Annotated in this window: 23 protein-coding genes; 10 read left to right on the plus strand and 13 right to left on the minus strand. The window is 54.6% G+C overall.

The window, feature by feature from the left end; translation table 11 throughout:
* Positions 1–253: 253 nt before the first annotated feature.
* Positions 254–1,309, plus strand: a complete 1,056-nt coding sequence (locus PO881_RS07295; RefSeq protein ID WP_280172679.1) for a rhodanese-related sulfurtransferase — start codon at positions 254–256, stop codon at positions 1,307–1,309.
* Positions 1,310–1,353: 44 nt separating this feature from the next.
* Here PO881_RS07295 and PO881_RS07300 read toward each other — a convergent pair whose 3' ends face one another.
* From PO881_RS07300 to mdtH, 10 genes are all read right to left on the minus strand, one after another.
* Entirely contained in the window at positions 1,354–1,929 is a 576-nt protein-coding gene (locus PO881_RS07300) for a YceI family protein (RefSeq protein ID WP_101760864.1), read from the minus strand.
* A 1-nt stretch (position 1,930) separates the two neighbouring features.
* Complete coding sequence (locus PO881_RS07305; protein ID WP_110865908.1) at positions 1,931–2,503, minus strand: cytochrome b; 573 nt, start codon at positions 2,501–2,503, stop codon at positions 1,931–1,933.
* 292 nt (positions 2,504–2,795) lie between these two features.
* Positions 2,796–3,911 carry an N-methyl-L-tryptophan oxidase gene (gene solA, locus PO881_RS07310; protein WP_222210593.1) on the minus strand — a complete coding sequence of 372 codons (1,116 nt, stop codon included), beginning with the start codon at positions 3,909–3,911 and terminating at the stop codon, positions 2,796–2,798.
* 106 nt (positions 3,912–4,017) lie between these two features.
* Positions 4,018–4,272 (minus strand): biofilm formation regulator BssS, encoded by a 255-nt coding sequence (bssS, locus tag PO881_RS07315; protein ID WP_008103119.1) that lies wholly within the window; start codon positions 4,270–4,272, stop codon positions 4,018–4,020.
* 278 nt (positions 4,273–4,550) lie between these two features.
* On the minus strand, positions 4,551–4,820 hold the full coding sequence (locus PO881_RS07320) for a hypothetical protein (RefSeq protein ID WP_101760862.1): 270 nt from the start codon (positions 4,818–4,820) through the stop codon (positions 4,551–4,553).
* A gap of 143 nt (positions 4,821–4,963) precedes the next feature.
* A complete protein-coding gene (dinI, locus tag PO881_RS07325) occupies positions 4,964–5,209 on the minus strand; it encodes a DNA damage-inducible protein I (RefSeq protein ID WP_101760861.1) in 246 nt (81 codons plus the stop codon).
* A 68-nt stretch (positions 5,210–5,277) separates the two neighbouring features.
* The gene (gene pyrC / locus PO881_RS07330) at positions 5,278–6,324 is read right to left on the minus strand and encodes a dihydroorotase (RefSeq protein ID WP_101760860.1); all 1,047 of its coding nucleotides are present in this window, start codon (positions 6,322–6,324) and stop codon (positions 5,278–5,280) included.
* A 135-nt stretch (positions 6,325–6,459) separates the two neighbouring features.
* Positions 6,460–7,023, minus strand: a complete 564-nt coding sequence (locus tag PO881_RS07335; RefSeq protein WP_280172680.1) for a lipoprotein — start codon at positions 7,021–7,023, stop codon at positions 6,460–6,462.
* A 111-nt stretch (positions 7,024–7,134) separates the two neighbouring features.
* Complete coding sequence (grxB, locus tag PO881_RS07340; RefSeq protein ID WP_101760858.1) at positions 7,135–7,782, minus strand: glutaredoxin 2; 648 nt, start codon at positions 7,780–7,782, stop codon at positions 7,135–7,137.
* Between the two features lie 89 nt (positions 7,783–7,871).
* Entirely contained in the window at positions 7,872–9,074 is a 1,203-nt protein-coding gene (gene mdtH, locus PO881_RS07345) for a multidrug efflux MFS transporter MdtH (RefSeq protein WP_277974731.1), read from the minus strand.
* A 245-nt stretch (positions 9,075–9,319) separates the two neighbouring features.
* Between mdtH and rimJ the strand changes: the two genes are divergently transcribed.
* The 4 genes from rimJ (at position 9,320) to murJ (ending at position 13,152) form a co-directional block, all read left to right on the plus strand.
* On the plus strand, positions 9,320–9,913 hold the full coding sequence (rimJ, locus tag PO881_RS07350) for a ribosomal protein S5-alanine N-acetyltransferase (protein WP_101760856.1): 594 nt from the start codon (positions 9,320–9,322) through the stop codon (positions 9,911–9,913).
* A gap of 15 nt (positions 9,914–9,928) precedes the next feature.
* Entirely contained in the window at positions 9,929–10,570 is a 642-nt protein-coding gene (locus PO881_RS07355; protein ID WP_192413671.1) for a DUF480 domain-containing protein, read from the plus strand.
* A 1-nt stretch (position 10,571) separates the two neighbouring features.
* A complete protein-coding gene (locus PO881_RS07360; RefSeq protein WP_101760854.1) occupies positions 10,572–11,492 on the plus strand; it encodes a Gfo/Idh/MocA family oxidoreductase in 921 nt (306 codons plus the stop codon).
* A gap of 121 nt (positions 11,493–11,613) precedes the next feature.
* Complete coding sequence (gene murJ / locus PO881_RS07365) at positions 11,614–13,152, plus strand: murein biosynthesis integral membrane protein MurJ (RefSeq protein WP_101760853.1); 1,539 nt, start codon at positions 11,614–11,616, stop codon at positions 13,150–13,152.
* Between the two features lie 299 nt (positions 13,153–13,451).
* Here murJ and flgN read toward each other — a convergent pair whose 3' ends face one another.
* The 3 genes from flgN to flgA form a co-directional block, all read right to left on the minus strand.
* Positions 13,452–13,883, minus strand: a complete 432-nt coding sequence (gene flgN / locus PO881_RS07370) for a flagellar export chaperone FlgN (RefSeq protein ID WP_101760852.1) — start codon at positions 13,881–13,883, stop codon at positions 13,452–13,454.
* 5 nt (positions 13,884–13,888) lie between these two features.
* On the minus strand, positions 13,889–14,194 hold the full coding sequence (gene flgM / locus PO881_RS07375; RefSeq protein WP_101760851.1) for a flagellar biosynthesis anti-sigma factor FlgM: 306 nt from the start codon (positions 14,192–14,194) through the stop codon (positions 13,889–13,891).
* A 105-nt stretch (positions 14,195–14,299) separates the two neighbouring features.
* Positions 14,300–14,959 carry a flagellar basal body P-ring formation chaperone FlgA gene (gene flgA / locus PO881_RS07380; RefSeq protein ID WP_280172681.1) on the minus strand — a complete coding sequence of 220 codons (660 nt, stop codon included), beginning with the start codon at positions 14,957–14,959 and terminating at the stop codon, positions 14,300–14,302.
* Between the two features lie 153 nt (positions 14,960–15,112).
* Here flgA and flgB point away from each other — a divergent pair, with 153 nt between their 5' ends.
* Genes flgB through PO881_RS07405 form a run of 5 tightly spaced genes read left to right on the plus strand, consistent with a single transcriptional unit; the run spans position 15,113 to position 18,684 of the window.
* A complete protein-coding gene (gene flgB, locus PO881_RS07385; protein WP_008103091.1) occupies positions 15,113–15,526 on the plus strand; it encodes a flagellar basal body rod protein FlgB in 414 nt (137 codons plus the stop codon).
* 2 nt (positions 15,527–15,528) lie between these two features.
* Complete coding sequence (gene flgC / locus PO881_RS07390; protein ID WP_064740862.1) at positions 15,529–15,933, plus strand: flagellar basal body rod protein FlgC; 405 nt, start codon at positions 15,529–15,531, stop codon at positions 15,931–15,933.
* 12 nt (positions 15,934–15,945) lie between these two features.
* Positions 15,946–16,617 (plus strand): flagellar hook assembly protein FlgD, encoded by a 672-nt coding sequence (gene flgD, locus PO881_RS07395; RefSeq protein WP_110865917.1) that lies wholly within the window; start codon positions 15,946–15,948, stop codon positions 16,615–16,617.
* 25 nt (positions 16,618–16,642) lie between these two features.
* Positions 16,643–17,905 (plus strand): flagellar hook protein FlgE, encoded by a 1,263-nt coding sequence (gene flgE, locus PO881_RS07400; RefSeq protein WP_101760848.1) that lies wholly within the window; start codon positions 16,643–16,645, stop codon positions 17,903–17,905.
* Positions 17,906–17,925: 20 nt separating this feature from the next.
* Positions 17,926–18,684 carry a flagellar basal body rod protein FlgF gene (locus PO881_RS07405; protein WP_101760847.1) on the plus strand — a complete coding sequence of 253 codons (759 nt, stop codon included), beginning with the start codon at positions 17,926–17,928 and terminating at the stop codon, positions 18,682–18,684.
* Positions 18,685–18,687 lie beyond the last annotated feature (3 nt).

Consider the following 18,687-nt stretch of genomic DNA (forward strand, 5'->3'; position numbering starts at 1 on the left):
CCTGCGTCTTATGCCAGAGAGTCCGGTTTCTGTAATTTTTTGTCATTATGCCATTTTTTCATTCTGGCTGAAATCAAGCATAGACCGAGGAGGGCTTTCCTACAGCAGGGATGCGCACGAAAACGCAATTGTGGCGCACAAATGCGTGTGTAATTTCAGCCGGCAGGCTTATCAAACCAAAATTTTTGTATCAGGCAGAATTCGGGTATCATACGCGCGCTAAATTTCTCTGATTGCTAACAGGACGAACACCATGCCAGTGTTACATAACCTTGTTTCCAATAAAGAGCTGAAGGAACGTATGTTGGCGGAAACCGAACCACGTACCACAGTCTCTTTTTATAAATACTTCCAGATTGCCGATCCTAAAGCCTTCCGTGATGCCCTCTACGTTGAGTTAACCAAACTCAAGGTGTTTGGTCGCGTCTATGTTGCGCACGAAGGCATCAACGCACAAATCAGTGTGCCCGCCAGCCGCTACGAAAAGATGAAGGCCGCTTTGTATGCCTTTGATGCGGCGCTAAATAACTTGCGCATGAACATTGCGCTGGATGATGACGGTAAATCTTTTTGGGTGCTGCGCCTGAAAGTGCGTGAACGCATTGTTGCGGATGGGATTGAAGACAATAGCTTTGATGCCAGCGATGTGGGTGCTTACCTGAAAGCCGCGGACGTTAATGCAATGCTCGACGATCCGGATGCGCTGTTTGTGGATATGCGTAACCACTACGAATATGAAGTGGGGCGCTTCGATAACGCCATGGAAGTGCCGGCCGATACCTTCCGCGATCAACTGCCGATGGCCGTTGATATGCTGCAGGATCAGAAAGACAAAAAGATTGTTATGTACTGTACCGGTGGCATTCGTTGTGAAAAGGCCAGCGCCTGGATGAAACACAACGGCTTCAAAGATGTTTATCACATCGAAGGCGGGATTATTGAATACACCCGTCGGGCGCGTGAACAGGGCTTACCGGTGCGTTTCAAGGGCAAAAACTTTGTCTTTGACGAGCGCATGGGCGAGCGTATTTCCGACGATATTCTTTCCAGCTGTCATCAGTGCGGCATGCCTTGCGATAGCCACACCAACTGCATCAATGATGGCTGTCATTTGCTGTTTATTCAGTGCCCAAGCTGCGCTGAAAAGTACAACAACTGCTGCAGCCCAATCTGCATGGAAGAGTCAACGTTGTCGCCCGAGGAGCAGCGCGCACGCCGTGCGGGCCGTGAAAATGGCAACAAAGTGTTCAACAAATCACGTGGTTTGCTGAACATGACGATGGCGATTCCGGCGCCAGATAAAAAATAAGCGTCAAACAGCCTGAGGTCAGCGGACTTCAGGCTGTATTTCGTTTACTTACGCACGCCTTCCACTGAAATAATCAGTTCAGCTTTCTGCGATGCCGGGCCAAGATCTTTGCTGATGTTGAACTCTTTGAGCACGATCTCACCGCTGGCTTCAAATCCTGCACGGTAGCCGCCCCATGGATCTTTGCCTTCACCGATCAATTTTGCATCCAGCGTGACGGGCTTGGTCACGCCATTCAGCGTCAGGTCACCGGTGATCTTGTAATCTTTACCCTCTTTCTTCACGGCGGTAGAAGCAAAGGTTGCCTGCGGGAACTTACCGGTGTTGAGGAAATCCGCGCTGCGCAGGTGTTTATCACGCTCAGCATGGTTGGTATCGAGGCTGTTGGTGTTGATGGTCACGTTGACTTTATCTGCCGCAGGATTGGCTTCATCAAACGTGAAGCTGCCATCAAAGTCTTTAAAGGTGCCGTACAACCAGCTGTAGCCCAGATGCTGAATGCGGAACTGCACAAACGCGTGCTGGCCTTCCTTATCAAATTTGTAATCAGCCGCGCTGGCCGTCAGGCTGGCGCTCAATAATCCGGCCGCTGCTACTGCCAATAATGTCTTCTTTAGCATGTTACTTTTCCTTTTCAGAGATTAACGGGATGCGGTAACCCAACATCCTTTTCAGTGTCACATCACGGTCGATAAAATGGTGTTTCAGGGCTGCCAGCGCGTGCAGTGCTGAAATCAGCACCAAACCCCACGCCAGCCAAAGATGAATGTCACCCGCCAGATCCGCTTGTTGCGCGGCACCGCTGAACAGGGCGGGAACCGCGAACCAGCCAAATACGGAGATCGGTTTGCCATCGGCGGTGGAGATGAGATAACCGGTGAACAGCAGCACCAACAGTAAGCCGTATAACAGCCAGTGCGCGGCGGTAGCGCTGCGTCGTACGGCGGGCGAATAACTCGCCAACGGTTTGGGCGGCGGTGAAATAAAACGCCAGCCGAGGCGCAGCAGCAGCGCAGCGAACAGCAGAATGCCGATGCCTTTATGAATTTCGGGCGCATCGTGATACCAGCCATCGTAATAACCCAATCCGACCATCCACAAACCCAGCGCGAACATGCCGTAAATAACCAGCGCCATAAGCCAATGCAATAAAATCGAGACAGCGCCGAAATGCTGTGTGGAATTACGCCACATTAAAATCACCTGGAATGAAATAAGTGGTAATGAGCATCTACATTTTGCAATGAAAGATCAATTAACCTTACTTTTCTATAAAGTTGAAAATCATCTTCGGAATAAATGAGGATTTAATTAAAACTCAGTCAGAATAATTGAAGGGATAGCTTAAAAGGCGGGGCTTATTGCGAAGTATTGCATATTCACTACACCAAATGCGGCATAGCGCTGCGCTGAATGTTGATATAGGTAATTAACTGTCAGTTTGTGTCAATTTCGCCGGCACAGGATTAGTACCGGCAAGTATGGTTTAGTTAAATCGCGCGAGGGAGAAAGGCGCAATATCGAAAGAGAACGGTTTGTTCTGCGCAAATTCACTGGCAAGTTCACCCAGCACGCTGGCGAATTTGAAACCGTGTCCGCTTAAGCCGGTGATGATCAGACGATTAGGCTCGCCCGGCAGCGTATCGATAATGAAATCTTCGTCCGGCGTATTGTCGTAGCTGCAGGCTTCACCATGCAAACAGACGCCCACGCCCGGCAGGAATTTACGCAGGAAGTTAAAAGATTCGTTGCCGTCTACCGCGATGCTGCCAAAAGGTTTGCGATCGGCCGGCGTTTGCATCAGCTGTCCGCCATCGTGACGTCCCACTTTCAGCGCGTTGTTATCCGCCGGGAAGCCGTAAAAGTGGCTGCCATCGCTCATCTCCACGGTAAAGCCGGGGAATTTATTGTTCTCGCTGTAGCGACCATCTGCCTGATACCAGGCGAAAACTTTGCGCACGGGCGCAACCGGCAGATCGGCGACCAACTGGCTCACCCAGGTACCGGCGCTGACCAACAGTTTACGCGCGCGGAAAATGCCATCGCTGGTAGTGACTTGCTGCAGATCGCCGTCACGACCTATCTCTGTCACCGGACAGTTAAACAGCTGCGCGCAACCGGCCTGTTCCGCCAGCTGCACCCAGCTGCGCACCGCTTGCTCACATTTGAGGAAGCCGGAGTTGGGTTCGTACACGCCGATGTAGCCATCCGGCACTGTGAACTGCGGCCAGCGCGCGCGCACTTCATCGGCTTGCAGGATTTTCACATCCAGCTGCCACGCTTTCGCGCTATCGATAACATTTTGAATAAAGGAGGAGGTGATGGGCGCTAAGTTGAGGATGCCGCTGCGATGCATGATGCGCTCGCCGCTCTGGCGTTCCAGCTCATCCCAGAGTGTCTGTGCGCGTAGCACCAGCGGCACGTAGCGTTCACCTTCACCATACGCATGGCGAATCAGGCGGGTTTCCCCATGATGTGTGCCCTGGCTGTGCGGCGGATGGGCGCTATCAATCATCAGCACCGATAAGCCAGCCTGCGTGGCGTAAAAACCGGCTGCTGCGCCGACCGAACCGCTTCCCACCACAATCAGATCATAAACCATAACGACATCACTCCAGCAAAACAGCGAAATTTTTCAACAGCATATCAAAAGAGAGCGCCCATGAAAAAGGCACCCTGTTGGGTGCCCTTTCACGCGATAGTAGAAATTAATGCTTTTGATTGTCGCGTAGGTACTGCTCGGTAGACTCTATTTTTGCAATGCCAGCTTCGAGTAGAGAGATGAACTGTCTGGCTACGTCAGTAGTCAGCCAGTAGGTCGGGCCTACGTCAGCTTCTTCTTCTTTCTGCCCCTGCGAGGAGAGCGAGTGCAGGCGAATCATCATGGCGTCATAACTGTCTACGGTGCTGATGTCCCATCCTACCAACGGATGAGTCTGGATGACGTCTTTATTTCTGTCCATTATAACCTCCGTATTACTCGTTAAACGAAGTGCTTCTTGAGGTTCAATGCGGCTGTATCGTGCACTAGCGAAACAATTATAACATGAAATGGCGGGTACAATAGTTAAAAGGTATGACGAACCTAAACAGAGTAAAAATAAACGCGGTTAACATTGCCGTTTAATCGAATAATAAAATGCCCGCAGCATCAGGCATTTTATTGGAATTATTACTGGCAACACTGACGAAGTTATCGGCTTTTATAAGGGAAAACTTTAGGCCGAAAAAGGGGGCACTTTTATGAGTGTGGCTCGACCGGCAGCAGGCCGTGACGTTTCTGAATCTCTTCCGCCAGCCGGGTAAAATGCTGCTGTAACTGCTCGTCATGGTTCTGGTTTTGCGCTTCCAGCGTCAGGTTGTGGACCAGCAACTGATTGGCGCGATCGTCGAGACAGAAGGTCAAGGTGGCAAACGCATTTTCTAATACGGTTAAGCGGCGCTGTTGCTCAGCAATAAATGCCAGCAATTCTCCGAAGGTCATCGCCTCTTCTGGTTTTTCAGTAGTCATGTAAAACACCTCCTGTAAGCATGACGAGGCAAGAATAGGGGATCGTTTAACATGAGTCTAGATGCAGGAAGTTTTTCTGGCGAGAGGGAAATAAAAACAAAAAAGCCGGATAGCGATACCCGGCAAAAACGGCACAGTGGCAGTTAATCGTTATTGAACCAGTCGTCAGCGCTTTCCCAGGTTTCTTGTAACAGTTCGCTGATGCGTTCGCGTGACTCTTTACAGCCACCAAACACGCTGAGTTGGTTGCCGCCGGCATAACGCACTTTGACGTGATGATCGTCGTCGGGGAAATCCTGCGTAATGCGACGAACCAGTTCGACGCTGAGCGCATCCAGTGCACCCGCAGGAAGGGGCGAAGTTTTTGCTACGGTAATTTCAACACGCATAGAAGCCTCCGGGATAATATACTGTTTATTTGTACAGTATAAATTTCCCGAAGGCAAGCAGCAGATCATTATTCTTTGATGCGCCAGTTCAGCGTTTCACCAGCAAGGAAAGGCACCAGCGTGTCATCTGCCAGCGCAATGCTCTCTTCAACCTGCCAGGATTCTCGCACCAGCGTCAGCGTGCCTTCATTCAGCGGCAGACCGTAGAAGTTCGCGCCGTTCTCCGAGCAGAAGGCTTCGAAATGTTCCAGCGCGTTCAGCTCCTCAAACACTGTGGCGTACGCCGGCAATGAGGTCGGCGCATTGAACACGCCGGCGCAGCCACAGCTGGCTTCCTTGAGATGACGCAGATGTGGCGCGGTATCGGTACCGAGGAATACGCGACGATTCCCGCTGGCGACCAGCTTGCGCAGCGCTTCCTGATGGATATTGCGCTTCAGAATCGGCAGGCAGTAAAGATGCGGACGCACGCCGCCCACCAGCATGTGGTTACGGTTGAACATCAGGTGCTGTGGCGTAATGGTGGCGCCCAGCAGATCATTACCGGCTGCCAGATACTCCGCCGCTTCTTTCGTGGTGATGTGCTCCATCACCACTTTCAGCGCCGGGAACTGTTTACGCAGCGGTTCCAACACAGTTTCAATAAAGCGCGCTTCGCGATCAAAAATATCGATGTGAGAATCGGTCACTTCGCCGTGCACCAGCATTGGCATGCCGATCTGCTGCATGCGATCCAGCACTTTAGCGATGGCGGCGATATTGGTCACGCCGTGGCTGGAGTTGGTGGTGGCGTGCGCAGGATAGAGCTTGGCGGCGGTAAAAGTGCCGTCACGGAAGCCGCGCTCGATCTCATCGGGATCAAGTGAATCGGTGAGATAGCAGGTCATCAGCGGAGTAAAAGCATGCTCAGCAGGTAACGCAGCCATGATGCGCTCGCGATACGCCACGGCAGCGGCCACGCTGATAACCGGTGGAACCAGGTTTGGCATGACAATCGCACGACCATTAACTGCGCTGGTATAAGGCAGTACGGCGTTGAGCATCGCGCCATCGCGCAGATGGATGTGCCAGTCGTCAGGGCGGCGGATGGTAATGTGCTGAGGTTGGGCTGTCATTCAAAAAGACTCCGGCTGAGAAGAAAACGAGAGGCACGTTTAGGCCGGGGAGTAATCATAAGGATGTGGGCAACCGTTTGCACGGGATTTTATTGTGACAAACAAAAACCGCACCGGAAGGTGCGGTTGCGCGGATTAATCTGTAAACGGAATCACCAATTGGCCCGGTTTCACTTCAATTCCTTTAGCAAGTTTCTTCGCCAGCGCTTCGCCTTTGCTGCGGTCTGCACTCAGCACATAAGCAGGTCTCTCATTAAAGTAGCGCTTCAGCGACTCATTGAGATACGGCGTGAGGGTTTTCATAATCGACGCCATTTTCTCCGGCTGCACCTGCGCATCGACAATCTCCATGTCATGCAGATAAATCGCGCCTTCCTGTGCGTTGTAAACCGGCTGCGCCTTCATCTTCAGCAGCATTTCGGCCTGCTGCGGACCAAACAGCGAGCTGACATTGATATTGGCTTTACCCGAGAGCGTTATTTTGCCGGGTTCTTCACGGCCAATCTGGCTGTTGAGATCGCTCAGCACAATGTGCGCATTCACCAGCCCGGAAACGCCGATATCTTTTTCGAAGTTATTGCGCTTTTGCAGCGCCTGATTCACTTCCTGTTCGCTGATGGTGTATTGCGTCAATTGGTCACAGCCGCTGAGTAGCACGGCAAAAAGCAGGGCGAAAAGCCCGGTAAACGCCTTTTTCATATTGTCCTCATCCTGATCGAAACGGCAAAACAGCGACAGCCTGCCTGAATCAGCGGCATGTGTCACCAGGAGAGAGATGAGAAGCGCCGCAGCGCCTCTCAGGGATGAAGATTATGCGGCGATGGAGGAGAGCAGATTAACCTGGGTTTGTTTCGCCATGTTGTCGCGATAATCGGCAACGCGGCTTGGCCATTCAATGCCGTTGACCAGCGTTAAGGAGCGCAGCAGCGGGAAAAGATGAATATCATCTTCCGACAGTTCGCCATTTACCGCATTGGGTTTGACGATCAGCTTGTCGAGCTGACGCAGATCGTCGCTGATGTTTTTGATTAAGCCCGGCGCGTGTTTACGCAACTCGCTGAAATCGCCCACGCTGGCCTGCTTCTTCTCGCTGAAGTAGCTACGCGCTTCCGGCGTAGCGAATTCGGCGAAGGAGGCATCGGCGATGCGCGGCAGCAGCAGCTTATTGACGTAGCCATTCACGTGGCGCAGCCAGTCGCTGATCGCAGGATTGCTTTTGCCATTGAGCAGCGGTTGGTGATCATATTTATCTACCAGGCGCACAATATCCATACTTTCCGGTACAGCGCTGCCGTCGGCCTGTTGCAGAATCGGCGCCATTTTCTGGCCGATCAATTTTTTCGGCGTTTGCTCGTCGTCATTCAGCATAACGATGAGTTCTAATGGCAGATTTTTTAAGCCGAAAATCATGCGTGCTTTGACGCAGAAAGGGCAGTGATCGTAGATGTAGAGTTTCATCCCGTTTCTCCTGTGGTTCTAAGGGTGACGGAGGTCACCCTTTTTTCGGACGTGCGGGAAGTATGGAAGAGATCTTTGGCGGGGGCAAATTAGCTGCTGAAAATCGCTGGCGCCACCGAACGCGGCTGGAACTGCCACCAAAGCGCCAAAAGGGTAATCATGCCAACGCTGCTCAGCAGCATCCACGGCAGTTCCGGCAGCGCCCATAGCTGGCCCATATCGAACATCCAGCCGCCGCCGGAGTAGCCGATCAAGCCGCCAATCGCGAGGCCGAGTCGGCTGAAGCCCATATAGCTGCCGCGCGCACGCGAACTGGCCAGCGAAGCGCTGAGCGTTTCTCGCGCCGGTTCAGCAATGATTGAGCCCAGATAAAAGAGGGCGATCAGCATAAACAGCGACGGCAGCGAATCGGTCATGCCAACCGGCAGCAGACTGAACGTCATCAGGAACAAGCCGGCCATCAAACGCGTTTCGAGGCGGAAGCGTTTTTCGCTCCAGCGCGCCAGCGGATAGAGCAGGCTTAATGACAGCAGCGCTTCAATCGCGTACATCCACTTCACCGCAGCAGGCGCCCCGGCTACCTGATTCACCATCACCGGCAGCATCAACATCACCTGCACGGCGAGAATGTAGTAGCCGGTCAATGTCAGCACGTACAGGCGAAAACGCTTGTCCTGCCAGACGCGTTGCATCCCTTCACGCATCGCAATGCGTTCGGTCGAGATGCGCCACGCCGGTAACCAAACGGCGTTAAACAGCGCAGCAGTGACAAACACCGCCGCGCCAACCCAGCACACCAGACGGAAATCCCACGCCAGCAGCCAGCTACCAATCAGCGCGCCCAGCACCGCACCGGCGCTGTCCTGCATCATCAGCAGGGAGAAGAAGCGGCCGCGATCGCGTGCGCGCACCAGTTTCATCACCAGCGCGCTGCGTGGCGGGTCAAACAGCGTGCCGCCAAGACCGGAAAGCAAACAGGCAAACCACAGCAGCCAGGGTTCATGCGCCAGCGCCATGCAGGCAAAACCCGCCGCGCGCATCAGCATGCCGGTGACGATCAGCGGACGCGCGCCAAAACGGTCGGCAATCGCACCGCCGAAGATGCCGAATCCCTGCTGGACGAACTGGCGCAAGCCAAGCGCAATACCGACCATCAACGCGGCCCAGCCCAGCTGTTCGACAAAATGGATGGAAATGAGGGGAAACACCACGAAAAAGCCCATCACAACCAGCATGTTATCCACTAAAAGAAATGTTTTACCGAGGCGTCGTGCCCGCGCAACCCGAGACATGCTAATTCCTGAGCAAATGAGAGGAGATAAGAGACCAATTGGTCTATTTTCCGCCTGCTCAGCGGCGAAAAACAGCTTTCTCAGGATGATATTTTTTCATCGAATCCGCAGAAATATTAATCCTAAATCAGGATGAATCCTGAGGAACGCGTTCAAGGGTTTTACCGCAAGCGGGGTGACGGTTATAGTGAGGAGTATCGCCGCTGGCGTACATCTTTCTTAAGTTATGGATTTCAGGAGTCATGATGTTTGGCTATCGTTCTGCTGGCCCACGCGTGCGCCTCACTACCGATCGCTTAGTGGTGCGTTTAGTACACGAACGCGATGCTTGGCGATTAGCGGATTATTACGCTGAAAATCGTGCGTTTCTCAAGCCGTGGGAACCGGTGCGCGACGAGAGCCATTGTTATCCTTCGGGCTGGCAAGCGCGCCTCGGACTGATCGCCGACATGCATAAACAGGGCTCAGCCTACTATTTTGTGCTGATGGACCCGGAAGAGACCGAAGTGCGTGGTGTGGCGAATTACAGCAACGTGCTGCGCGGATCGTTTCACGCCTGCTATCTCGGCTATTCACTGGGCGAGAAGTGGCAAGGTCAGGGACTGATGTTTGAAGCGCTCACTACCACCCTTCGCTATATGCAACGCCAGCAACGTATTCACCGCATTATGGCTAATTATATGCCGCACAATCAGCGCAGTGGCGATCTGCTGGCGCGTCTTGGATTTGAAAAAGAGGGTTACGCCAAAGATTACTTGTTGATCGATGGGCGCTGGCAGGATCATGTACTCACCGCGTTGACCTGCCGGGAGTGGACCCCGGATCGTCGTGGACAATAATAAGGGATCACCTCAATGAAAATGGCCTTATCCGCGCAGGCATTGCGCGTGATTGGATGCCTGCTGGAGAAGCAGGTCACCACGCCGGATCAATATCCGCTCTCACTTAATGGCGTTGTCACCGCCTGTAATCAGAAATCCAACCGTGAACCGGTGCTGAATCTCAGCGAGATGGAGGTGCAAGCGCAGCTTGATGAGCTGGTGAAAAAGCATCTGGTGACCGCCAATAACGGCTTCGGTCAACGCGTCAGCAAGTATGAACAGCGCTTCTGCAATTCCGCTTTCGGCAATCTGCAACTGAGCAGCGCTGAAGTCGCGGTATTGACGTTGCTGTTCCTGCGCGGTGCACAGACGCCGGGCGAACTGCGCACCCGCAGCGGTCGTCTGCATGAATTCAGCGATATGAATGAAGTCGAGCAGACGCTTAACGGTTTAAGCACGCGCGAGGATGGCCCAATGGTGGTGCGACTGGCGCGCGAACCGGGCAAACGTGAAAGCCGCTATATGCATCTTTTCGGTGGCGAAGTAGTGGAAGACGCGGCCAGCGCAGAAACCGTCAATGACAACGGCGATTTAACCGCGCGTGTCGCGCAACTTGAAGAAACGGTTGCTGAGTTGCAGTCGCAACTGCAACAGCTGCTGCAAAAGGAGCACTAATATGACGCTGCGTATTGGCATTGTAGGATTGGGCGGTATCGCGCAGAAAGCGTGGCTGCCGGTGTTATCGCAAGCCAGCGGCTGGCAATTAGCGGGTGCGTTTTCGCCCAATCAGGCAAAGGCGCAACCGATCTGCGATAGCTATCGCATACCTTATTTTGGTCAACTGGATGCGCTGGCCGCCGCCAGTGATGCGGTGTTTGTTCACAGCAGCACCGCCAGCCATTACGAAGTGGTTAAAGCGCTGCTGCTGGCGGGCAAAGATGTGTGCGTCGATAAACCGTTAGCCGAAACGCTGCAACAGGCAGAAGCGCTGGTGGCGCTGGCGGACAAGCAGAAGCGCAAGCTGATGGTGGCATTTAACCGCCGCTTTGCGCCGCGTTATCAGCAGCTGAAAAGTGACATGTCACGCGCCGCCTCGCTGCGCATTGAAAAGCACCGCGCGGATAGCGTGGGTCCACAGGATTTGCGTTTTACCCTGCTGGACGATTATCTGCACGTGGTGGACACCGCGCTGTGGCTGGCGGGCGGCAGCCTGACGCGCGAGTTAGGGCATATCGAGACCAATGATGATGGCGCGATGCTGTACGCCGAACACCATTTCTCCGCCGGATCGCTGCAAATCACCACCAGCATGCATCGTCGCGCCGGGACGCAACGCGAAGTCGTCAGCGCCATCTGCGACGGTGATTACATCGAAATTAACGAGATGCGCGACTGGCAGCAGGAAAACCGCGGCGGCATGGTGCGTGATGTGCCGCCCGCGTGGCAAAGCCACCTTACTCAGCGCGGTTTCAGCGGCGCAGCGCACCATTTCATACAGTGCGTTGAAAATCAGACGATGCCTGAAACCAGTGGCGAACAGGCGCTGGCGGCGCAGCGTCTGGTGGAAAAATTGTGGCGCGATGCCGAACGTGAATAATTCCTTGTAACACTCAATGCTGGTCATTTCCCGCCGTGGCAGTAGACTATCGCCGGACATCACGGGATGTCCGCGCTAAGTCGCTCATTTCTCCGACACTTTTCAGGATGCGCCACTCAATATGAATTTGTTGAAATCGCTGGCTGCGGTCAGTTCGATGACCTTGTTTTCCCGCGTACTGGGCTTTGCCCGCGATGCCATTGTGGCGCGCGTTTTCGGCGCCGGAATGGCAACCGATGCCTTCTTTGTTGCCTTCAAACTGCCGAACCTGCTGCGCCGTATCTTCGCTGAAGGCGCGTTTTCTCAGGCGTTTGTGCCGATTCTGGCGGAATATAAAAGCAAGCAGGGCGAAGATGCCACGCGCGTGTTTGTCGCTTACGTCTCCGGATTACTGACGCTAGTGCTGGCGGTGGTAACCGTGTTAGGGATGATCGCTGCGCCCTGGGTGATTGTGGTGACGGCGCCAGGCTTTGCCGATACCGCCGATAAATTTGCCTTAACCAGCGCACTGCTGCGCGTCACCTTTCCCTATATTCTGCTGATCTCGCTGGCCTCGCTGGCGGGCGCGATCCTCAATACCTGGAACCGTTTTTCCGTGCCGGCGTTTGCGCCGACGCTGCTGAACATCAGCATGATTGGTTTTGCTGTCTTCGCTGCGCCGCATTTTAATCCACCGGTGATGGCGCTGGCGTGGGCCGTGGTGGTCGGCGGCGTGTTGCAGCTGTTCTATCAGCTGCCGCACCTGAAGAAGATTGGCATGCTGGTTTTACCGCGTTTGAATCTGCGCGATGCGGGCGTGTGGCGCGTAATGCGTCAAATGGGGCCGGCGATCCTCGGCGTGTCGGTGAGCCAGATTTCACTGATCATCAACACCATTTTCGCCTCCTTTTTGGTTTCCGGTTCGGTTTCGTGGATGTACTACGCCGATCGCCTGATGGAGTTTCCTTCCGGCGTGCTGGGCGTGGCGCTGGGCACCATTTTGCTGCCCTCGCTGGCGAAGAGTTTTGCCAGCGGTAATCAGGAAGAGTATTCACGGTTGATGGATTGGGGCCTGCGTCTATGCTTCCTGCTGGCGTTGCCGAGCGCAGTGGCGTTGGGCATTTTGTCCGGGCCGCTGACGGTCGCGCTGTTCCAGTACGGCAAGTTCACCGCGTTTGATGCCCTAATGACGCAGCGCGCGCTGATTGCCTATTCAGTGGGTTTGATGGGGCTGATCGTGGTGAAAGTGCTGGCACCCGGCTTCTATTCTCGTCAGGACATCAAAACTCCGGTGAAAATTGCCATCGTGACGCTGATTGTGACGCAGCTGATGAACCTGGCGTTTATCGGCCCGCTCAAACATGCCGGTTTGTCGCTGTCGATCGGTCTGGCCGCTTGCCTGAATGCGGCGCTGCTGTACTGGCAACTGCGTAAGCAGGATATCTTCCAGCCGCAGCCTGGCTGGTTCAGTTTCCTGACCCGTTTGCTGATTGCCGTAGTGGTAATGGCCGCAGCACTGTTTGGCATTCTGCAGGTGATGCCGGCTTGGGAAGAGGGGCAGATGTGGTGGCGCCTGATTCGTCTGGCGGCGGTCTGCGCCATTGGCGGCGGCGCATACTTTGTGATGCTGGGTCTGCTCGGCTTCCGCCCGCGCGACTTCGCGCGCCGCACGCTGGTATAAAATTATGCTCCCACGCAGACGGAAGTTTGTTTTGGTCCGGCGGTCCTCGCGCCGCTTCGCGGTACCTTCACTGCGTACGTCAGCCTGACGGACCGGCTCAGACGGGACTTCCTTGTCCCGGCTGAGCCTTTCGCCCGCGTCCTGCGGGCAAATCCTGGCTTCCTTTCTCCGTTCAGCGCTGCGGATGCCTGCCCAAAACAAACTTCCGTCTGCTGCTTATCACTGGTGCGCTGTGCTTAAAAGCACAACAAAAAGGCCGCCATCCCAAAAGATAGCAGCCTCCTCAAACCCACTTTTTTCTACCCTTTACGACTTAGCGTCGCCTGACCTTTACCCAAACCATCCGGGCCGTAAAACGCCTGGGTTTGGTGGGGTCGCAACACCGCCAATGCTTCATTGGTGTAGCCGATTTGATGCTGCAACAAAATCCCGTTATGCGTATTGGCATCGCGCAAGCGGCGCGTGTGCTGCTGAATACGCATCCAGCGGCTTTCGCGATCGCTGTGATCACCATAGGGCGCCTGCGTGCCGAGCGTTTTCTCGGTGGTGCGGCGCATCTCGTCCAGATAATTCAACGTCGTCAGCAGCGCGCTTTTATCTTCAGAAATACGCTGCAGCAGGTTGCCATTGATCTGGCCTGCAGAAAGTTGCTGTTGTTCTTCATCCATTACCACCGCAAGGGATGTCAGCACGTCCTGCATTTTGTCTAAGGTGATCAGCAGATGGTCCATTGGGATTAGTTACCCTCTAAATACGCCTTGGTATCGGCGATCAGCGCGTCGGCGATCTTACCGGTATCCATTTTCAATTCGCCATTACGAATGGCCGTCTTCAGCTGCTCAACGCGCGCTGTATTGATATCTTTGCTGCCAGGCTGCATCAGTTGCGCCTGCGCGGTACTTAACTTCACTTCCGCACCGCTTTCGCTGGTGGTGCTGGCTGCGGGCGTCGCGCTCTGACGCACTTTGCTGCTGTTATCGTTATTGTCGCGTGTTTGAACAGTGCTAACCGGATTCGTAGGCTGCGTTCTGTCGATGCTCATGGTAAGGCTCCTGTAAGGTCAGTTGGGGGTCAGCCAACTGAGTCAGCATAGGGTAATGTCTTTGTTGATAACTCTATCGGCAGAACAACAGGGTTCTTTAACGCTTTATAGCGATATCAGAATATTCCCATCCGCGTCGACGCGACCACTGACAACCTGACCATTTCCCATCCTCACGCGCACCATTTGTGCCGCGCTGGCGTTGTTCAGCGCACGTCCTTCGCTGCTGGCATTAAACCCGTTTCCACTGGCGACTACCATCACATTTTGACCGGCTTTCACGCGCCACGGCTGACGCACCATGGTGGCGGTGACTGGCTGTCCTGGCGGGATATCGCGTAGCGCGACCGCATCGACGACGCCGCTGCTATCCATCAATGCGCGTGCTGGCAGTTCATCGAGGCGTCCGGTTGCCAGACGCACGTCCGTCGGGCTGAGATTGCTGCCGCGCGCCACCTGACGGCTCGCCACCAGATATTGCCCGGTGACCTGTACCTGAACCTGCAGGAAACGACGATTTTGATCGCAGTTGGCGGCGATGCTGATGTTGCCCCACTGACGGCTATTGCCCGGCAGCTGCAGTTCAGGGGTTTCGCAGTTTGGCCACTGCGCCTGTGGCGTACGCACCACCACCGTCATGCCGGCGGCATGTTGTGGGTCGCGCGCTTTAAAAAATTGGGTCAACTGCGCGGTAAGGTCCGCAGCAGAACTGGGTAGCGCCAGTGCCAGCAAAAGTGTGGCTAGCAAGGTGGAATATCTGCGCATAACGCCTCCTGACGAGAAGATGGCACTGAGTCTACGCTTCGCGCAAAAAAATCAATGTCAAAAATAGCCGTCATTTTTGCTGCTATTCAGACGATCACCCTTGCATTTGTCCACTTAAGCTGTCAGCTCGAAATTCTCATTCGCGGAGTAAGCATGCTCGACAAACTCGATGCCGCGCTGCGATTTGGTACTGAAGCGTTAAACCTACGTGCTCAGCGTCAGGAAATCCTGGCGTCAAACATTGCCAACGCCGATACCCCGGGCTACCAGGCGCGGGATATCGACTTTGCCAGCCAGCTGAGCAAGGTGATGCAAAACGGTCGCGCCGAAGGCAGCAGTCTGGCGCTGAATGTGACGTCCTCACGCCACATTGAAGCGCAAACCAACTCTCAGCCGTCACTGGATCTGCTGTACCGCATTCCCGATCAACCCGCCGCGGATGGCAACACCGTGGATATGGATCGCGAACGTACGCAGTTTGCTGATAACAGCCTGAAATACCAAACCGATCTCACCCTCATCAGTAGCCAGATCAAAGGCATGATGAGCGTTCTGCAGGGGCAATAAGCATGGCATTGCTGAATATCTTTGATATCGCCGGTTCTGCGATGACAGCGCAATCACAGCGCCTCAACGTCAGCGCCAGTAACCTGGCCAACGCCGACAGCGTAACCGGCCCAGATGGCCAGCCTTACGTGGCGAAGCAGGTGATTTTCCAGACCGACGCCGCACAAGGTGCAGCCACCGGCGGCGTGAAGGTCGCTGGCGTGGTGAACGATCCTACCCCGGCAAAACTGGTGTACGACCCGGGCAATCCGCTGGCGGATCAGAAGGGCTACGTCAAGATGCCAAACGTTGATGTGGTGTCCGAAACCGTTAACACCATGTCCGCGTCGCGCAGCTACCAGGCCAACGTTGAAGTGCTGAACACGGTGAAGTCAATGATGATGAAAACTCTCACTATCGGTCAGTAACGGAGAACGAATATGAGCGTAGCAGTAGGAATTAAAGACAGTCTGGACCCAACGGTACTGACCTCCAGTAGCGCTTCGAGCGGTAACTCTTCCGCCGACCTGCAGAATCAGTTCCTGAACATGCTGGTGGCGCAGCTGAAAAACCAGGATCCCACTAATCCTATGGATAACAGCCAGCTCACCACGCAGTTGGCACAGATCAACACCCTGAGCGGTATTGAAAAGCTGAATACCACGCTGGGATCCATCTCCGGCCAGATCACTACCAGCCAGTCGCTGCAGAGTTCAACGCTGATTGGTCACGGTGTGATGGTCAATGGTTCGCAGGTATTGGTGGGCAGCGGTACGACTACGCCGTTTGGCATTGAGCTGGCGACAGCGTCCACGGCCACCAGTGTCACGATTAAAGACAGTAACGGCGCCACGGTCCGCACCATTGACCTCGGCAAACTGAGCTCTGGCGTCCACACCTTCTCGTGGGACGGCAAGCTGGATGACGGTTCTACCGCCGCGGATGGCAAATATTCTGTTTCGCTGGCCGCCAGCAATGGCAGCACGCAACTGGTGGCGCAGCCGCTGAACTATGCCTACGTCAATGGCGTCAGCACCACTGATGGCACCACAAAACTGGATCTCGGCACCATGGGCTCCGCAACCCTCGATGAAATTCGTCAGATTCTCTGATTAACCTTTTAGCAGGAGAGATTACATGTCTTTTTCACAAGCGGTGAGCGGCCTCAATGCTGCCTCCAGCAATCTGGATGTGATTGGTAACAACATCGCCAACTCCGCCACAGCCGGTTTTAAATCCAGCACCATTGCTTTTGCCGATATGTTTGCCGGCTCTAACGTGGGTTTGGGTACCAAAGTTGCCGCCGTCATTCAGGACTTTGGTGATGGAAGTACAACATCAACCAGTCGTGGACTGGATGTGGCACTGAGCGGCAACGGTTTCTTCCGCATGACCGATGCCAGCGGCGGCGTGTTCTATTCCCGTAACGGCCAGTTCACGCTGGATGCCAACCGTAACCTGGTGAACACCCAGGGTCTGAATGTCACCGGCTATCCGGCCAGCGGCACACCGCCAACCATTCAGACCGGTGCCAACCCAGTGGCGCTGAGTATTCCAACCACGCAGATGGGGGCACGTGCAACAACAACTGCTACCCAGGTTGCCAACCTGAACTCCACCAGCACCACCCCGACCGTCACCCCGTTTGATAAGTCCAACGTTGATAGCTACAACGCGAAAACCACCATGACGGTGTACGACACGCAGGGTAACGATCACCAGTTAGACATGTACTACATCAAAACGGCGGATAACACCTGGACCGTGCACATGGTTGACTCCACCACCGGTAATGAAGTTGGTAATACTTTGGGCGGTGACAACCTGGGTTATCAGATGCAATTTGATGCTAACGGTAAGCTGACGCAGGTGGGGAAAATCACTGCAGCGGGTGTTGCTGACACCAGCGCTTCCCTGGCAAACCTGGTTGTGGACGGCACCAACGGGGCGAATGGCATGAACATCAGCCTGAGCATGTTGGGTAGCCTGCAGCAAAACACCGGTGCGACCACTTTTGGTAACCCAACGCAAGACGGTTATCAGCCTGGCGATCTGACCAGCTACACCATCAATGATGACGGCACCATTACCGGCACTTACTCCAACCAGAAAACCCAACTTCTGGGACAAATTGTCTTGTCGAGTTTCTCTAACCCGGAAGGTCTGAAGTCTGAAGGTGACAACGTCTGGTCTGCCACCAGCTCATCAGGTCAGGCCGCCACTGGTCTGGCAGGCACCGGTACTTACGGCAACCTGACTTCAGGTGCGCTGGAAGCGTCCAACGTCGATATGAGCAAAGAGCTGGTGAACATGATCGTTGCGCAGCGTAACTATCAGGCCAACAGCCAGACCATCAAAACTCAGGACCAGATTCTTAACACCCTGGTTAACTTACGTTAATTCGCTAACGGGATTGCTTTATGGATCACGCAATATATACCGCCATGGGCGCGGCCAGTCAGACGTTGGATCAGCAGTCGGTAACGGCCAGCAACCTCGCCAACGCCTCAACGCCAGGCTTTCGTGCTCAGCTCAACGCGTTGCGCGCGGTGCCGGTCAGCGGCTGGTCGCTGCCGACGCGTACGCTGGTTGCCGCTTCCACGCCGGGCGCCGATATGTCACCGGGCTCGATGGACAACACCGGCCGCACGCTGGATGTGGGCGTTGCGCAGGACGGCTGGTTGGCAGTGCGTGCCGCTGACGGTACCGAAGCTTATACCCGCAACGGCAACATGCAGATCAGCGCGACCGGTATTTTGACTATTCAGGGCAATCCCGTAATGGGCGATGGGGGTCCGATCGCCATCCCGCAAGGCGCTGAATTGACCATCGCGGCAGACGGGACCATCACCTCGCGTAACGCCGGTGATGCACCCAATGCCACGGTGCAGATTGGTCGTCTGAAGCTGGTGCGCGCCACCGGTAAAGAGATGCAGCGCGGTGATGACGGCATGTTCCGTCCTAATCAGCAAACCCAGGCGACGCGCGGCGCTGCGCTGGCAAATGATGCCACCATGACGGTGATGCCCGGCGTGCTGGAGGGCAGTAACGTCAAGCCGGTGGAAACCATGGTCGATATGATCGCCAACGCCCGACGTTTTGAGATGCAGATGAAAGTGATCTCCAACGTCGATGAAAACGAACAAAAAGCTAACAGCTTGCTCAACATGAGCAGCTAAGGC

This window comes from Pantoea sp. SS70 (genome assembly GCF_029866845.1).
GTDB lineage: Bacteria > Pseudomonadota > Gammaproteobacteria > Enterobacterales > Enterobacteriaceae > Pantoea > Pantoea leporis.

Excerpts from the sequence above, each read along its gene's own strand:
- PO881_RS07300 (WP_101760864.1), bottom strand. The coding sequence starts at position 1,929 with ATGCTAAAGAAGACATTATTGGCAGTAGCAGCGGCCGGATTATTGAGC.
- flgA (WP_280172681.1), bottom strand. The coding sequence starts at position 14,959 with ATGCGCAGATATTCCACCTTGCTAGCCACACTTTTGCTGGCACTGGCG.
- flgE (WP_101760848.1), top strand. The coding sequence starts at position 16,643 with ATGTCTTTTTCACAAGCGGTGAGCGGCCTCAATGCTGCCTCCAGCAAT.
- mdtH (WP_277974731.1), bottom strand. The coding sequence starts at position 9,074 with ATGTCTCGGGTTGCGCGGGCACGACGCCTCGGTAAAACATTTCTTTTA.
- pyrC (WP_101760860.1), bottom strand. The coding sequence starts at position 6,324 with ATGACAGCCCAACCTCAGCACATTACCATCCGCCGCCCTGACGACTGG.
- PO881_RS07305 (WP_110865908.1), bottom strand. The coding sequence starts at position 2,503 with ATGTGGCGTAATTCCACACAGCATTTCGGCGCTGTCTCGATTTTATTG.
- flgC (WP_064740862.1), top strand. The coding sequence starts at position 15,529 with ATGGCATTGCTGAATATCTTTGATATCGCCGGTTCTGCGATGACAGCG.
- PO881_RS07355 (WP_192413671.1), top strand. The coding sequence starts at position 9,929 with ATGAAAATGGCCTTATCCGCGCAGGCATTGCGCGTGATTGGATGCCTG.
- murJ (WP_101760853.1), top strand. The coding sequence starts at position 11,614 with ATGAATTTGTTGAAATCGCTGGCTGCGGTCAGTTCGATGACCTTGTTT.
- flgB (WP_008103091.1), top strand. The coding sequence starts at position 15,113 with ATGCTCGACAAACTCGATGCCGCGCTGCGATTTGGTACTGAAGCGTTA.
- PO881_RS07320 (WP_101760862.1), bottom strand. The coding sequence starts at position 4,820 with ATGACTACTGAAAAACCAGAAGAGGCGATGACCTTCGGAGAATTGCTG.
- PO881_RS07360 (WP_101760854.1), top strand. The coding sequence starts at position 10,572 with ATGACGCTGCGTATTGGCATTGTAGGATTGGGCGGTATCGCGCAGAAA.
- PO881_RS07335 (WP_280172680.1), bottom strand. The coding sequence starts at position 7,023 with ATGAAAAAGGCGTTTACCGGGCTTTTCGCCCTGCTTTTTGCCGTGCTA.
- PO881_RS07405 (WP_101760847.1), top strand. The coding sequence starts at position 17,926 with ATGGATCACGCAATATATACCGCCATGGGCGCGGCCAGTCAGACGTTG.
- flgM (WP_101760851.1), bottom strand. The coding sequence starts at position 14,194 with ATGAGCATCGACAGAACGCAGCCTACGAATCCGGTTAGCACTGTTCAA.
- flgN (WP_101760852.1), bottom strand. The coding sequence starts at position 13,883 with ATGGACCATCTGCTGATCACCTTAGACAAAATGCAGGACGTGCTGACA.
- rimJ (WP_101760856.1), top strand. The coding sequence starts at position 9,320 with ATGTTTGGCTATCGTTCTGCTGGCCCACGCGTGCGCCTCACTACCGAT.
- flgD (WP_110865917.1), top strand. The coding sequence starts at position 15,946 with ATGAGCGTAGCAGTAGGAATTAAAGACAGTCTGGACCCAACGGTACTG.
- dinI (WP_101760861.1), bottom strand. The coding sequence starts at position 5,209 with ATGCGTGTTGAAATTACCGTAGCAAAAACTTCGCCCCTTCCTGCGGGT.
- solA (WP_222210593.1), bottom strand. The coding sequence starts at position 3,911 with ATGGTTTATGATCTGATTGTGGTGGGAAGCGGTTCGGTCGGCGCAGCA.
- PO881_RS07295 (WP_280172679.1), top strand. The coding sequence starts at position 254 with ATGCCAGTGTTACATAACCTTGTTTCCAATAAAGAGCTGAAGGAACGT.
- bssS (WP_008103119.1), bottom strand. The coding sequence starts at position 4,272 with ATGGACAGAAATAAAGACGTCATCCAGACTCATCCGTTGGTAGGATGG.
- grxB (WP_101760858.1), bottom strand. The coding sequence starts at position 7,782 with ATGAAACTCTACATCTACGATCACTGCCCTTTCTGCGTCAAAGCACGC.